The 14,636-nt window shown below is 76.9% G+C and carries 13 protein-coding genes; 4 read left to right on the forward strand and 9 right to left on the reverse strand.

The window, feature by feature from the left end:
- Position 1: 1 nt before the first annotated feature.
- The 5 genes from ACIA8Q_RS16830 to ACIA8Q_RS16850 all read right to left on the reverse strand — a co-directional run bounded on the left by ACIA8Q_RS16830 (position 2) and on the right by ACIA8Q_RS16850 (position 6,913).
- The gene (locus ACIA8Q_RS16830; protein ID WP_360210374.1) at positions 2-1,717 is read right to left on the reverse strand and encodes a class I adenylate-forming enzyme family protein; all 1,716 of its coding nucleotides are present in this window, start codon (positions 1,715-1,717) and stop codon (positions 2-4) included.
- Positions 1,718-1,831: 114 nt separating this feature from the next.
- Positions 1,832-3,190, reverse strand: a complete 1,359-nt coding sequence (locus tag ACIA8Q_RS16835; RefSeq protein ID WP_396317364.1) for a flavin monoamine oxidase family protein — start codon at positions 3,188-3,190, stop codon at positions 1,832-1,834.
- The gene (locus tag ACIA8Q_RS16840; protein ID WP_360210378.1) at positions 3,187-3,429 is read right to left on the reverse strand and encodes a phosphopantetheine-binding protein; all 243 of its coding nucleotides are present in this window, start codon (positions 3,427-3,429) and stop codon (positions 3,187-3,189) included. Before ACIA8Q_RS16840 ends, ACIA8Q_RS16835 begins: the two co-directional genes overlap by 4 nt.
- The gene (locus ACIA8Q_RS16845; protein WP_396317365.1) at positions 3,419-4,969 is read right to left on the reverse strand and encodes an AMP-binding protein; all 1,551 of its coding nucleotides are present in this window, start codon (positions 4,967-4,969) and stop codon (positions 3,419-3,421) included. Before ACIA8Q_RS16845 ends, ACIA8Q_RS16840 begins: the two co-directional genes overlap by 11 nt.
- A gap of 246 nt (positions 4,970-5,215) precedes the next feature.
- Entirely contained in the window at positions 5,216-6,913 is a 1,698-nt protein-coding gene (locus ACIA8Q_RS16850) for a GAF domain-containing sensor histidine kinase (RefSeq protein WP_360210390.1), read from the reverse strand.
- Between the two features lie 321 nt (positions 6,914-7,234).
- Between ACIA8Q_RS16850 and ACIA8Q_RS16855 the strand changes: the two genes are divergently transcribed.
- A complete protein-coding gene (locus ACIA8Q_RS16855; protein WP_360210382.1) occupies positions 7,235-8,137 on the forward strand; it encodes a universal stress protein in 903 nt (300 codons plus the stop codon).
- A gap of 317 nt (positions 8,138-8,454) precedes the next feature.
- Positions 8,455-9,477: an Acg family FMN-binding oxidoreductase gene (locus tag ACIA8Q_RS16860; protein WP_360220880.1), complete on the forward strand. Its 1,023-nt coding sequence runs from the start codon at positions 8,455-8,457 to the stop codon at positions 9,475-9,477.
- A 36-nt stretch (positions 9,478-9,513) separates the two neighbouring features.
- Here ACIA8Q_RS16860 and ACIA8Q_RS16865 read toward each other — a convergent pair whose 3' ends face one another.
- The 3 genes from ACIA8Q_RS16865 to ACIA8Q_RS16875 all read right to left on the reverse strand — a co-directional run bounded on the left by ACIA8Q_RS16865 (position 9,514) and on the right by ACIA8Q_RS16875 (position 12,676).
- Positions 9,514-10,029 (reverse strand): copper chaperone PCu(A)C, encoded by a 516-nt coding sequence (locus ACIA8Q_RS16865; RefSeq protein ID WP_360220877.1) that lies wholly within the window; start codon positions 10,027-10,029, stop codon positions 9,514-9,516.
- A 164-nt stretch (positions 10,030-10,193) separates the two neighbouring features.
- Entirely contained in the window at positions 10,194-12,488 is a 2,295-nt protein-coding gene (locus ACIA8Q_RS16870) for a heavy metal translocating P-type ATPase (RefSeq protein ID WP_360220874.1), read from the reverse strand.
- Positions 12,485-12,676, reverse strand: coding sequence for a hypothetical protein (locus ACIA8Q_RS16875; RefSeq protein ID WP_360220871.1), 192 nt, complete (start codon positions 12,674-12,676; stop codon positions 12,485-12,487). Before ACIA8Q_RS16875 ends, ACIA8Q_RS16870 begins: the two co-directional genes overlap by 4 nt.
- Positions 12,677-12,992: 316 nt before the next feature.
- Between ACIA8Q_RS16875 and ACIA8Q_RS16880 the strand changes: the two genes are divergently transcribed.
- Positions 12,993-13,613 (forward strand): hypothetical protein, encoded by a 621-nt coding sequence (locus ACIA8Q_RS16880; RefSeq protein ID WP_360220868.1) that lies wholly within the window; start codon positions 12,993-12,995, stop codon positions 13,611-13,613.
- 128 nt (positions 13,614-13,741) lie between these two features.
- Positions 13,742-14,161 (forward strand): hypothetical protein, encoded by a 420-nt coding sequence (locus ACIA8Q_RS16885; RefSeq protein ID WP_360220865.1) that lies wholly within the window; start codon positions 13,742-13,744, stop codon positions 14,159-14,161.
- Between the two features lie 61 nt (positions 14,162-14,222).
- On the opposite strand, the gene ACIA8Q_RS16890 is transcribed toward ACIA8Q_RS16885, so the two are convergent.
- Positions 14,223-14,633 carry an NTP pyrophosphohydrolase gene (locus tag ACIA8Q_RS16890; RefSeq protein ID WP_360220862.1) on the reverse strand — a complete coding sequence of 137 codons (411 nt, stop codon included), beginning with the start codon at positions 14,631-14,633 and terminating at the stop codon, positions 14,223-14,225.
- Positions 14,634-14,636: the final 3 nt, after the last annotated feature.

Raw genomic sequence — 14,636 nt, forward strand, 5'->3', positions numbered from 1 at the left:
GCTACTGGCCGGCGGAGGCGGTGAGCAGGCCGGCGAGGCGGGTCCGCAGTTCGCGCTTGAGCACCTTGCCGGTCGGCCCGAGCGGGAAGTCCTCCGGGGTGCGGGCGATCCGGACGGCGGCGAGTGCGGCCAGTCCGGCCCCGGCCAGCGCCTCGTTGGCCGCCGTCCGTACCCGCTCGGTGTCGGCGTCGGCCGCCTCGGCCTGCAACTGGACGACGGCGACGGGGCGTTGGCCCTCGCCCGCGGCGCCGGGCAGGCCGATCACGGAGCAGTCCCGCACCAGGTCGGCGCAGTCGGCGAGCAGCACCTCCTCGATCGGCAGGCTGTGCACCGGGCCGTCGGCGGTGTCGATGACGTCCACCGTGCGGTCGAGGTGGTAGAACCGGCCGTCCGGGTCGCGGCGGGCGAGGTCGCCGGTGAGCCAGTAGCCGGCCAGCTCGAAGCTGCCGGTCAGCCGCGGGTCGTTCCAGTAGCCCGGGGTCCGGGAGGGGGTGACGACGCCGAGCATGCCGACGGTGCCGTCGGGGACCTCGGCGCCGTCCTGGTCGAGCACGGCGGCCTTCAGGACGACCTCCAGCGGCCTGCCGACGCAGCGGTCGTCGCGGGGGCTCTCCGGGGTGGTGACCTGCCCGAACAACGCCATGCCCATCTCGGAGGAGCCGAGGCCGTCGACGAACTGGGAGCCGGGCAGGGCGGGTTGCTCGGCCTTCTCCTGCGGCAGCAGCCAGGGACGGATCAGTCCGGCGGGCCGCTCGCCGAGCGTCACCAGCCGCCGGATGTGGCCGTGGTGCGCGCTGTCGCCGGTGTTGAACCAGGAGTGCACCCGGGCGGCGCCGCGGACGGGGAGCTCGCCGGTGGCGAGTTCCACGAAGGTGCGCGGGAAGGAGGCGACCATCGTCGGCTGGAAGGCCTCCATCACCGGCTCGACGACGGCGCGCCGCCAGTCGGCCATGACCACGGTGGGCAGGCCGAGCAGGGTGGCGGTGAGGAAGTAGCTCAGACCGCCGGCGTGGGTGTGCGGCATCAGTGACATCAGCCGGTCGTAGGGCTCGGCGGGGAAGCGCTCCATGCGCGGCTGCTTGCCGTCCCAGAACTGGCGGTGGGCCAGCATGGTGGACTTGGGCGTGCCGGTGGTGCCCGAGGAGTGGATGAGGGCCACCACGTCGTCCGCGGCGTGCCGGTACGGGTACGCGGCGGGCAGCCCGGCGGACGCGGCGTCGAAGGCCTGCACCTCGGCGGCGAGCGCGACGAAGCGCGGGCGGCGCTGCGGGGCCTCGCGGTAGGCGGCGGCCAGCCGGGTGGGGTCGTCGGCGACGACGCCGACCACGCCGACGTGGTCCAGGTAGCGGACCATCACGTCGTGCCGCATGGCGTCGTTGACCAGCGCGGGGACGGCGCCGAGCGCGGTCAGCGCCAGGAAGTGCAGCAGCGGTTCGAGACCCTCGCCGACCACGATGGCCACCGGCTCGCCGGGGCGCACCCCGTTGGCGTGGTACCAGGCGGCGTAGCGGTCGCGCAGGGCGGCGAGGTCGAGCAGGCTGTGGCCGCGCAGCACCACCTCGCCGCGGTGGTCGGTGCGGTGGGTGAAGGCGAACGGCACGGCGCGGTTGGGGTTGGCCGCGATCGCGTGGTCGAGGAAGTTGCCGGCCCCGAGGGCGGGTTCGGTCATCAGCCGCTGTCGGGCGGCGAGGGGGGCGATGGAACTCTGGTCGCTCATGGCGGTCTCCGGACGTGGGGTGCCGGGCGCGGGTTCTCGTGAAACCGGCGCCGGGTGGGGAGAGGGTCGTGCGTGGGGAGGGGCGGTGCGCGGGGAGGAGGCGGTGCGGTGCGGTCAGCCGCGGGCGAGGACCTCGGCGACGACGCGGTGGGCGGAGCGGATCGCGCCCTCCATCAGCCCGAAGTAGGCGGTGCTGGTCTCGGTGCCGGCCCAGTGCACGCGCCCGTGCGGGGTGGTCAGCGTGGGGCCGAGCCGCGACCAGTCGCCGGGGCCCAGCAGAGCGGCGTAACAGCCTTTGCTGTAGGGGTCGTTGAGCCAGTCGGTGACGTGGCAGTCGATCGGTTCGGGCAGCATCGGGAAGAGCTGGGCGGCCTGTTCGGCGGCCGCCGCGCGCTGCTGGCGGGCGGTGAGTGCGGCGAAGCGGTGCGCCTCGGCGCCGGTGACGAAGCCGGTCAGTACGCCGATCCGGCCCTCGGCGGGGGAGTCGTCGACGGTGGAGAGCAGGGGCCCGCGGGCGTTCACCGACCAGCCGGAGAGGCCGTGGTCGCGCCAGACCGGCTCCGGGTAGACCAGGTGCACCTTGACGGCGCAGCCGCGTGCGGTGCGGTCGCCGGCCCGCGGCACCGGCAGTCCGGGGCGGAAGTCGATCGCGTCGGCGAGCAGCGGCGGCAGGGCGAGGACGGCGACGTCCGCCCGGTGGCTGCCGTGCGCGGTGTCCACGGTGACGGCGTCGGCGTCCTGGTGGACGGCCCGGACGGGCTCGCCGAGCCGCACCCGGGGGCCGAGCCGCTCGGCCAGCCGTTCGCACACCTGGTGGGCGCCGCCGGCGATGCGGTCCTGCTGGGCCCCGCCGGCGAAGGCGTTGAGGTAGCGCAGCCCGCCGCCGGAGCGCAGGTAGAAGGCGAGGTGGAGGACGGAGACGTCGGCCGGGTCGGCGGCGGTCATCTCGCCGAGGAAGAGTGGGAAGAAGAGCCGGGCGTCCGGGTGGCGGAGCTGCTGCTCGGCCCAGTCGGCGGCGGTGAGGGCGTCCAGTCGCTCGGCGTCCGGGGTCAGCCAGGGGGCCTCCGGGTGGACGGCGGCGGTGAGTTCGGCCAGTTGCTCGAACAGGTCGCCGAGGGCGACGGCGTTGAGCGGCGGGAACCGGCCGTCCCGGGTCGCGGCCCGGCCCGGGTCGGCGGACGGGTCGGGGTCGAGGGCGAAGCGGCTGGCGCCGAGCATCGTGGTCGGGGTGGTCTTGAGGCCCAGCTCGGCCATCAGGGCGAGCAGTTCGGTGTGCCGGTCTCCCAGGTAGGCGGCGCCGGCGTCGACCCAGGCGCCGGGGGCGGCCTCGATGCCGTGGGTGCGTCCACCGACCCGGTCGCGGGCCTCCAGGACGGTCACCCGGTACCCGCGCGCGGCCAGCCCGGTGGCTGCGGTGAGCCCGGCGATCCCGGCGCCGACCACGACGGCGGAGGGGCCGGTGCGCCCGCTCATCCGGTGGCCGTGATTCTCTGGGCGAGGCCGGCCGGGGTGGTGGCCTGCAGGAACTCCTCGAAGGTCAGTTCCACGCCGTGGTCGCGGGCGACGGCGCTGAGGACCCGGGTGGCGACCAGGGAGTCGCCGCCGAGCTCGAAGAAGTCCGAGTCGGCCGTCACGTCCTCGCGTTCCAGGACGCGGCGGAAGACGGCCACCAGGGCCTCTGGTGTGGCGGTGGTGGTGAGGTCAGTGCTCAACGGAGGTCTCCTTCGACCTGTCGTGGGCGTAGCGGAGGTGGCAGGCGGCCCGGTCGACCTTGCCGCTCGGGGTGTGGACGAGCCGCGGGACGACGGTGATCCGCCCGGGCACCAGGTGGCCGGGCACCCGGGCCCTGAGGTGGGAGAGCAGCGCGGCGTCCAGGCCGTCGGCCGAGGCGTGGCGGCGGGCCACCACGTACGCGACCAGGGTGGTGCGGCCGGCCGCGGTGGTACCGGTGACGGCCGCGGCGGTGACGTCGGGGTGCGCGGTGAGCTGGGCCTCGATCTCGGCCGGGTCGACCCGGATCCCGCGGACCTTCAACTCGCCGTCCAGGCGCCCCTGGTGGGTGAGCAGTCCGTCCGGGCCGCGGCTCACCCGGTCGCCGGTGCGGAAGTACCGCTCGCCGTCGAGGGTGGTGAACCGGGCGGCCGTCGCCTCGGGCAGGCCGAGGTAGCCGAGCGCGACGCCCGGCCCGCCGATCAGCAACTCGCCGCTGTCGTCGAGGCGTTCGACGACGTGCGGCAGGGCGCGGCCGATCGGTGCGGGGGCGGTGCCGTCCCAGTGCCGCTCGGGTGCGAGCGGGCCGGCGAGGTCGACGGCGTGGGTGATCTGGGTGGTCTCGGTGCAGCCGTAGGTGTTCAGCAGTCGGATCCGCCCGGTGTCCAGCCGGCTCCAGTCGGCCAGCCGGGCCGGGTTGGCGGCCTCGCCACCGATCACCAACAGGCTTAGGCAGGACGGGAGTCGGTCGCCACCGTCGACCAGGTGGTGGACGAGTTCGTGCCAGAAGGCGGTCGGCAGGTCGAGGACGGTGATCCGCTCGCGCTCGACCATCCGCAGGAAGCGCGGGAAGGACCCGCTGTGCGCGTCGGGGTCGAGGACGAGGGTGGCGCCCGCGGTGAGCGCCGGGAGGATCTCCTCGAAGCAGGTGTCCCAGTTGAGCGAGGCGAACTGGAGCACCCGGTCGTCGGGGGTGAGTCGGAAGAGCCCCCGCAGCGCGTGGGCCGCGGCCGCTGCGGCACGGCGGGGGGTGGCGACGGGTTTCGGCTGCCCGGTCGAACCCGACGTGAAGAGAATGTAGGCCGGTTGTTCCGGGCCGTATTCGGCGCGGTCCGGCGGGCGGGTGCCCGGCGGATCTCCGGGGAATTCCAGGAGCGTCGGTAACTCGACTAATCGGAGGTCGAGTTGGGTGGCAGGAGCGTCCCGGCCGGCCACCTGCACCCGACAGTTCGCGGACGCCGACATGGCTTGTCGGCGCACCGTCGGGAATGCCGGATCGACGGGGCAATACACGCCCCCGGCGGTCAGCACGCCGAGAAGTGCGACCACCGTTTCGGCCGTGTGGACGGCCGGCACGGCGACCGTGCCCGGGTCCGGCCCCAGCCGTGTGGCCAGGGTGTTCGCCAGCTCCGCGAGCCGGCCGTAACCGATACTGCGTCCTTGCTGAACCACCGCTGGGCGGTGGGGATTTCGACGTGCCATTTCCGTGAACGCGTCGATCAGGTCGGGAGTGACCTGGAGGGTGTCGCGATTAATTGACATGCCCGCCCCAAATGACGCTGTCGAATGCTCATCCGTGCTCGGCGAACGGCGACTCTACCGTCGAACATGCGTTGCGACAATGGATGTTGGGGATGCAGTTCGAGGGGGGCGTGCTCGAAGTGTGAAGCCACCCGGGCCGGTTCGGTCGTTCGGGTGAGGACGACGTCGCGCCGGGCCGCGGCGGCCCGTACCGACGGCGCCCCCCGGACCGTACCGAAGGCGCCCCCCGGACCATCCGACGGATGGTCAGGAGCCCAGCGGGGCCTCCCAGACCACCCGGGTGCCACCGTCGTCGCCCGGCCCGACCGCGAACGTCCCGCCCACCCGCTCGGCGCGCTCGGCGAGGTTGCGCAGCCCGCTGCGCCGGCCCCCCTCGGTGACCCCCACCCCGTCGTCGGAGACGGTCAGCGCCACCCGCCCCGCCAGCGCCCGCAGCGTCACCTCCACCCGGCTCGCCCGGGCGTGCCGGGCCGCGTTGCTGAGCGCCTCGCCGAGGACGGCCACCACGTGCTCGGCCAGCTCCTGCGGCACGTCGGTGTCCAGCAGGCCCTCCATGCTCAGCCGCGGCGCGAACCCGAGCGTCCCCTGCGCCTCGGCGACGGCCCGGGTGGCCCGGGCCCGCAGACCGCGGTCCGGCTCGCTGTGCGCGCGCAGCCCGAAGATGGTCGAACGGATGATCTTGATCGTCTCGTCCAGGTCCGCCACCGCCCGGGCCACCCGGTCCGCCGCGGCCGGGCTGTCGATCAGCCGTCCGGCGCTCTGCAGCGTCATGCCGGTGGCGAACAGCCGCTGGATCGCCAGGTCGTGCAGGTCACGGGCGATCCGGTCGCGGTCCTCCAGCAGGGTCAGCTGCTCGGCGTCGCGGCGCCGCTCGGCCAGCTCCAGGGCCAGCGCCGCCTGGTCCGCGAAACCCAGCAGCGGCCCGGTCTCGTCCGGCCCGAAACCCGGCTGCCCCGCCGCCCGGGCCAGCAGCAGCACGCCCCGCCCGTACCCCGCTCCGGTGCCCAGCGGCACCGCGACCGCCGGGCCCAGCCCCGCGAACCGCCCAGCCGGCCCGGCCGGGTAGCGGGCGTCGCAGGCCAGCTCGTCACTGGTCACCGGGGACCCGCAGGCGTACGCGGCGCCCGACAGCGTGCCGTCCACCGGCACCGTCACCCCCAGCCGCGCCGACGGCTCCCCGCCCAGCGCCACCTCCACCGTCAGCTCCGCCGCCGGCTCCTGCGGACCGGCCACCGCCACCGAGACGTCCGCCAGGTCGGCGCCCGCGATCTCCCGCGCCCGGCGGGCGATCAGCTCCACCACCTCCAGCCGCGGCGCCCCCGACAGCAGGCTGCGGGAGATCTCCGCGCTCGCCCGCAGCCAGCGCTGGCGCAGCTGCGCCTCCTCGTACAGGCGGGCGTTGTCGATCGCCACCCCGGCCGCGACCGCGAGGGTGGCGATCACGGCCTCGTCGTCGGCGTCGAAGTCCAGACCGCCGCGCTTGTCCGTGAGGTACAGGTTGCCGAACACCTCGCCGTGCACCCGCACCGGGACCCCCAGGAAGGTGTGCATCGGCGGATGGTTCGGCGGGAAGCCCACCGAGGCCGGGTGCTCGGACAGCACCGGGCAGCGCAGCGGCTGCGGATCACGGATCAGCTCGCCCAGGATGCCCCGGCCGGACGGCGGCGGACCGACCTCGGCGATCTCCTCCTCCGACATCCCCACCGTCAGGAACTGCGACAGCGTGTGCCCGTCCGGGCCGATCACGCCGAGCGCGCCGTAGCGGGCGTCCACCAGGTCGACGGCCGCCTCGACGATGCGGTGCAGCGCCTGTGCGAGGTCCAGCTCCCGGCCGACCGCGAGCACCGCCTCCAGCAGGCTGTGCACCCGGTCCCTGGTCCCGCGTGCCGCGTCGATCCGCCACTGGAGCTCCTCCAGCAGCTCGTCCAGGCGCAGCCGGGGCATCCGCGCGCCGCCGCCCGCCGCGCTGCCGTCCGCTCCGCCCACCGGTGTCCTCCTCGTGTCCGCCCCGCGCGCCGCACCCGCTGCCCCGGGTGCCGTCCCACCTGCGGGATCGCCCGGTTCACCGTAGTGCCCGGGTGTCGGCGCACCGCACGCCGGGGTCGGCCGTACGCTCCGTCGGGCGGGCCTTTCGTCCCGTCCCCCGGGGTCCTCGGGCCCCTGTCGCCGGCCGCCGCGCACCGCCAGGGTGGGGGAGGAGCGGACGGGCCGTCAGTGCGCCGCCGCCCGGCGCCGACCCGCCGGACCGACACAGTGGAGGACCTCGTGAGTGAGCGGAGCGCGTACGTCAACGAGAGCGGCGGGCACCCGGTGCCGGCCGTGCTGGCCGGGGTCGACGGCTCGCCGCAGAGCACCGCCGCCGCCCACTGGGCCGCCGGGGAGGCCCGGCTGCGCGGAGTGCCGCTGCGCCTGGTGCACGCCTGGCCGTGGCTGACCGACGGCGAATCGGCCTTCGCCGAGCCCGACGACCTGCCCGCGGCCGCGCAGCGGGTCCTCGCCGCGGCCGCCGGGGAGGTCCGCGAGCGCCACCCCGGCCTGGAGGTGCGGACCGACGGCGTGCTGGACGCGCCGGTCGACGGCCTGGTCGCCGCCGCGGCCGACACCGACCTGCTGGTGCTCGGTTCCCGCGGCCGCGGCGGCTTCACCGGCCTGCTGCTCGGCTCGGTGAGCATGGCCGCCGCCGCCCGCAGCGGCGTGCCGGTGGTCGTGGTGCGCGAACCCGGCACGGCCGGCGGCGGCGACGGGCCCGAGGTCGTGGTCGGCGTCGACGCGCAGGACCCGCAGGACGAGGTGCTCGCCTTCGCCTTCCGCGAGGCGGCCCTGCGCGGCGCCCGGGTGCGGGCCGTGCACGGCTGGGACCTCCCGCCGGTGTTCGGCTACGCGGGCGGTGCCGTACCGGCCACCGAGATCGCCCAGCTGGAGGCCCTGGAGGCCAAACTGCTCTCGCTCGCCGTGGCCGCGGAACGCGAGCGGCACCCCGGCACCGCGGTGGTCGAGGACGTCCGGCTGGGGGCTGCCCGCGGCCTGGTGGACGCTTCTGCCGGGGCCGCTCTGGTGGTCGTCGGCCGGCGGCACCGGCCGATCGAGTTCGGCCCCCGGCTCGGCCGGGTCGCTCACGCGGTGCTGCACCACGCGCAGGCGCCGGTCGCCGTCGTCCCGCACGGCTGACCGGCTGACCGGCTGACCGGCGGGCACCCGGCCCGGGCCCCGGACCGCCGTCGCACCCGCCCGGCGTCCGTCCGGCGGGCGGGTGCGACGACGGGCCGTTGGACCCTGGCGCCCGCCGCGCCCCCGGCGCAGGCTCGGAAGCAGCGAGGTCACGGCGCCCGTCCGGGCGGGCGGACCCCGGGACGGGCCGACGGCCCCCGCCGGGCGCGCCGCGACCTCCGGTCCGGCACGGCACGCGGTCCCGCGGTCCCGCGTTCAGTGTTCCCGCGTCCCCGTGCGACGGCCGGACCCCGGACACGTCCCAGGAGTGGATCACCATGACCGGCACCTCCCTCCCCCTGACCCTCACCCCGGCGGACCTGCAGCTGCTCGCCCTCGCGGGCGGCGCGGCGCCGTCGCTGCACAACAGCCAGCCGTGGCGCTTCACGCCGACCCCGGACGGGCACGGACTCGCCGTGCACACCGACCCCGGCCGCGCGGTGCCGCTCGCCGACCCGACGGGCGCGGCGCAGCACATCGCCGTCGGCGCCGCCGTGTTCAACCTCCGGGTCGCCGCCGCGCGGCTCGGCCGCGACCCGGTGGTCCGGCTGCTCCCGGACGAGGCCGACCCGACCCTGCTGGCCGTCCTCGACCTCGCCGCCCCGGCCCGCAGCCGGCGCCCGTTCGGCCGCGACCTCTACCCCGCCATCACCGCCCGGCACTCGAGCCGCCAGCCGTTCGCCCAGCGCGACGTGCCCGAGGCGGTCCTCGGCGAGCTGATCGGCGCCGCCGGGGAGGAGGGCGTGGTGCTCGTCCCGCTGGAGGAGGCCGGCGTCCGCCGGGTGCTGGCGCTCACCGCCGAGGCCGAGCACCGCAACACCGCCGACCCGGCTCGCTCGGCCGAGACCCGCGACTGGCTGCGCGCCGGGCCGGGCGCGGCGCCCGACGGTACTTCCGGCGCCGCCGGGGACGGCATCCCGTACGAGGCCCTCGGCCCGCAGGACCACGACGCCCGCGTCCCGATGCGGGAGTTCGCCGGCCGCCCGCCGCACCGGCCCGCGCAGCCCTCCCGCCGCTTCGAGGCGCTGCCCCAGCTGTGCACCCTCGCCACCGGCGGCGACGGGCCGGTGGACTGGCTGGCCACCGGGCAGGCCCTGCAGCACGTCTGGCTGCTGGCCACGGTGCACGGCGTACGGCTGACGGTCTGGCACCAGGCCGTCGAGTGGCCGGACACCCGGTGGGCGCTGCGCGACCCGGCCGAGGGGCCGGGGCACGTCCAGCTCGTCCTGCGGGTCGGCTACGGGCCGCCCGGGGCGGCGACCCCCAGGCGGCCGGTCACCGAGCTGCTCGGCGGCTCCTGAGAGGGCGGGCCCCGCTGCCCGCGACGGACCGCGGGCTCAGCGCGGGCGGGAGGCCGGCGGCAGCACCTGGGCCCTGAGCCGCAGCTCCGGGCTGCGGCGGAAGGAGAGGGTGAACTCCACCCACTGGCCGGCCTGCAGCGGCGGCGGGTCGGCGATCAGCAGGTCGGAGTCCTCCGGGGACATCACCAGCTCGCCGCGGCCCGGGACGGGCAGCGCGGCCACCGGCTCCCAGCGGCCCGCCGCACCCTGGTGCAGATGCCGCTTCAGGGTGAGATGACCGCCGAACTCCCAGCGGGCGCCGACCAGTTCGTCCGAGACGTCGCCCGGGTTGCGGACCGTGAAGAAGGCCGCCACCGCCGGGGCGGCGCCGGTCGGCAGCAGCACCCACCCCGGCCCGGCCTCCACCGGCCGGGCCCGGCCGGCACCGCCGACCGCCGTCCACCCGGTCAGCAGGGCGAGCGCCAGCACCGCCGCGCCGACCGGGGGCGCGACCGCCCGGAGGCGCTCGGCGCGCCCGCTCGTCCGCCGTCCGCTGGTCCGCGGCCCGTTCACCCGTCCGTCCGCCCGTCGCCCGCTCATCCGTCGCCCGTCCGCCCGTCGCCCGCTCATCCGTCGCCCGTCCGCCCGTCGCCCGCTCATCCGTCGCCCGTCCGCCCGTCGCCCGTTCATCCGTCGCCCGTTCACCCGTCCGTCCGCCGGTCCGTCGGTCCGTCCGCTCATCGGCCCGGTCCGTCCGTGCGGCGCCGCGCCCGGCCGGGGGCCGTCGGGGCGCCCCGGCCCGGCTGCCAGGTGCGCAGCCGCAGGCTGTTGCCGACGACCAGCAGCGAGCTCAGCGACATCGCCACCGCCGCCAGCATCGGGTTGAGCAGCCCGACCGCCGCCAGCGGGATCAGCACCACGTTGTAGCCGAAGGCCCAGAGCAGGTTGACCCGGATCGTCGCCAGCGTGCGCCGCGCCAGCCGGACGGCGTCCACCACCGCCTCGATGTCACCGCGCACCAGGGTCAGCCCGGCCGCGCCGATCGCGGCGTCGGTGCCCGAGGCCAGCGCCACCCCGAGGTCCGCCGAGGCCAGCGCCACCGCGTCGTTGACGCCGTCGCCGACCACCGCGGTGGTCCGCCCCGCGGCCCGCAACCCGGCCACCACCTCGGCCTTGCGCTCGGGGGAGGCCGAGAAGTGCACCCGCTCGATGCCGAGCTCGCGGGCCACCGCCTCCGCCGCGCCGGGGCCGTCCCCGGTCAGCAGCACGGTCTCCAGCCCCAGGCCGCGCAGCCGGTGCAGGGCGCGCCAGCTGCCCGCGCGCAGCGTGTCACCGACGGCGAGCACCGCCGCGGCCCGCCCGTCCAGCTCCACCAGCACCGCCGTCCGGCCCGCCGCCCCGGCCGCCGTCACCGCGGCGGCCAGCACCTCGGGCAGTGGCCCCGCGGCGTCCGGCCGGACCACCCGGACGGACCGGCCCTCCACCGCCCCCGACACCCCGAGCCCGGCCGTGGCCGCGAACCCGTCCACGGCCGGCAGCGTGCCGCAGCGCTCCCGCGCCGCCGCCGCGACGGCCCGTCCGACGGGATGCTCCGACCGGTGCTCGACCGCGCCGGCCAGCCGCAGCACCGCGTCCCCGGAGGCGGCCCCGGGCCCGTCGGCCACCGTCACCGACGCCAGTTCCATCCGCCCGGTGGTCAGCGTCCCGGTCTTGTCCAGCACCACGGTGTCCACCCGGCGCAGGCTCTCCAGCACCTCCGGGCCGCGGACCAGCACGCCCAGTTCGGCGCCCCGCCCCGTCGCCGCCAGCAGCGCCGTCGGCGTCGCCAGGCCCAGCGCGCACGGGCAGGCCACCACCAGCACCGCGACGGCCGCCGTCACCGCCGCCTGCGCGGACGCGCCCGCGCCCAGCCAGAAGCCCAGCACGCAGACCGCCACGGCCAGCACGCTGGGCACGAAGACCCCGGCCACCGCGTCCGCCAGCCGCTGCGCCCGGGCCTTGCCGGCCTGCGCCTCCGCCACCAGGTCGGTGATCCTGGCCAGCTGGGTGTCCGCGCCGACGGCCGTCGCCCGCACCACCAGCGCGCCGCCGACGTTCACCGTCGCACCCGCGACGGCGTCCCCGGGGCCGACCTCGACCGGCACGCTCTCCCCGGTCAGCAGGCTCAGGTCGAGCGCCGAACCGCCCTCGACCACCACCCCGTCGGTGGCCACCCGCTCGCCCGGCCGCACCACGAACTCCTGCCCCGGAAGCAGCAGTTCGATCGGGACGAGGCGCTCCTCGGCACCCCCGGGAGTCCGGACGCACACCTCCTTCGCGCCCAGCCCGGCCAGCGCCGCCAGGGCGGAACCGCTGCGCCGCCGCACCCGGCCCTCCAGCAGCCGCCCGGCCAGGACGAACAGCGGCACGCCCACCGCCGCCTCCAGGTACACGTGCGCCGCGCCGCCGCCGTCCGCGGTGAGCGAGAACGGCATCCGCATGCCGGGATCCCCGGCGCCGCCGAACAGCAGCGCGTAGGCCGACCAGCCGAAGGAGGCCACCACCCCCAGGCTGACCAGGGTGTCCATGGTGGCCGCGGCGTGCCGCAGCCCCTGCCAGGCCCGCCGGTGGAACCCCGCCGACCCCCAGGTCACCACCGGGACGGCCAGCGCGAAGCAGACCCACTGCCACGCGGTGAACTGCAGCGCCGGCACCATCGACAGCACCACCACCGGGACGGCCGACAGGGCCGTCACCAGCAGCCGCAGGCGCTCCCGCGGCTCCTCCGCCGGGAGCCCGACGCCGACGCCCTCGGGCGCCGGCTCGGCGGTGTAGCCGGCCCGTTCGACCGCCGCCACCAGCTCCGCGACCGGCACCCCGGCCGGGTGCAGCACCCGGGCCCGCCCGGTCGCCAGGTTCACCCCGGCCGTCACCCCGTCGATCCGGGCCAGCCGCTTCTCCACCCGGCCGACGCAGGCCGCGCAGGTCATCCCGCCGACCGCGAGGTCGGTGCTCACCAGGGCCCCGGTGCCGGCCCCCGCGACGGGGCTCACGGCATCCCGCCCATGTCGTGCCCACCCGTCCCGGGCGCGCTGCCACCCGCCGGCGCGGGCCGCAGCCCGGGCGACACCGGCCCCGCCTGGCGCCCCACCGCGAAGGCCACCACGAACACCACCACCAGCAGCAGGGCGAACCCCGCCAGCACACTCGACGGCCGGACACCCGGCGACTTCGCACTCACCCCCCAGCAGTCGGACGGCCGGAGCCGTCGGTTCCCGTACGTTCCGACTTTCGGCATCCGAGGGCGGTTCCGGCGCCGGAGCCCGTGCCGGTGCCGGTGCCGCCCGGCGGTCCCCGGGTACCTTCCGACGCCCTCCGGGAGCCTCCGGGCGGCACCGGCGGGCCGGGCCCCGCGCCGGGGGAGCACCGCCACCCGAACGGGCGCGCAGCTGTCGCCGTCGCGCGGCAACGCGACGAAGCATGGGGTGGGAACGGGCCCTCCGGCCGCGGCCTCCAGCGCCCGGACGTAGAACGCCGAGCGAGAAGAGAGAACCCCGGTGCGCGAACTCCACAGCCTCCCCAGCCCCTCGGCCACCCGCCGCCCGCGCCGCCGGGCCGCCGCCCTGGTGGCGGTGCTCGCGGCCGCCGGGGTGCTGGCGGCCTGCAGCAGCTCGTCGACCAACCCCTCGATCACGGCCTCCGGGCCGGCGCCGTCCGAGTCGGTCGCCGCCGCCGAGGGCACCCCGTCGCCGTCCCCGACGGCCGCCGAGTCGCCGTCCGCGGCGGCCACCGCCGACGCCTCGGCCGCCGCGGCGGCGGCCTCCTTCGCCGCCTCGGTCTCCGCCCAGCAGACGGTGACCGGGGCGAAGGCCGCCACGGTGCTCGCCGCGCTGCCCGGCGGCGGCAACGCCATCGGCTCGGTCACCGTCGACGAGGTGCCGCTGCGCGACTCCGGCGGGCTGCCCGCGGCCGTCGTCACCGTCGAGAACGGGGGCCTGAACCCGGCCTCCTACGCGGTGCAGGTCGACTTCACCGACACCAGCGGCAAGACCGTGGACAGTGCGATGGTCGGCGTCGAGGCCCTGCCGGCCGGCGAGCAGGCCTCCTCGATCGCGTTCAGTCGGACCCCGGCCCAGCAGCGCCTGCTGCCCGTGGTGGTGAAGGCCTACAGCTACTGACGGCGGCACCGGGGCGCGGGCGGTCCCGGAACCGGTCGCCGGACGGACTGTCAGTGGTGCGCCGTAGCATCCCTTCGTGTGCCGAACAGCGGTGCACGGAGGGATTCACCACGTCAGGGGGAACAGTGATGACGCGCAACAGCAGGCGGATCCTGGCCGCAACGGCCGGTGCGCTGGGGGCGGTGCTGGCGCTGGCCGGTCCGGCCGCGGCGGTCCAGGGCGGCATGGGGACGGGCGAGATCCTGCCGCACCCCGGGCCGGACGGCCTGATCTGGATTCCGGACTGGATCGGCGACGGCGGGGCGGTCAGCGCCTCGGTGAACCCGTCGCAGCCCTTCACCGTGACGGTCGGCTGCCGGGGCGGCGGCTCGGTGCAGGTCCACGTCGGGGGCCTCGCCCCGGCCGACTTCACCGTGCGGTGCCCCGTCGACGCCACCGGCATCGGCTCGGTCGAGATACCCGCCCGCCCGGGCCGGGACATCGAGTTCACGGTGACCGCCTCCGACCAGGCGATCCACTGGGGCATGTACGCCACCCAGCCGGAGTGACGCACCGGGCCGTCCGCGTCGGCGGGCGCGGACGGTCCTCAGCGGCGGACGCGGACGGTCCTCAGCGGCGGACGCTGCGCGGGCCGGTGACGTCGGCGCCCAGGGCGGTGACGCGGGCGCGGAGTTCGCGGTCTGCGGTGACGACGAGGCAGCCCCGGTCAGGCCGTTCGGCGCGGGCCGCGCGCACGAGGTCGACGATCCGGTCGTCGCCGCTGCCGGCGGCCGTGACCACCCGCACCTCGGGCAGGCCGGTCACGCCCCGGGCCGCGCCCTCGACGACCAGCAGGACCTCCACCGGGCCGGGGCGGTCCGGCAGGCCGTGCGCGGCGACGGCCACCAGGGCGTCCCGCAGGCGTTCGGCGGCGCCCCGGCGGTCCCGCCACCACCCGTCGGGCACCGAGCCGACGACGTTGGCGCCGTCCACCACCAGCAGCGGCAGCGGGCCCGGGCCGGTCCCGTCGTGCTCTCCCATGGC

The sequence above is a fragment of the Kitasatospora sp. NPDC051705 genome (assembly GCF_044453265.1).
Taxonomy (GTDB): Bacteria; Actinomycetota; Actinomycetes; order Streptomycetales; family Streptomycetaceae; genus Kitasatospora.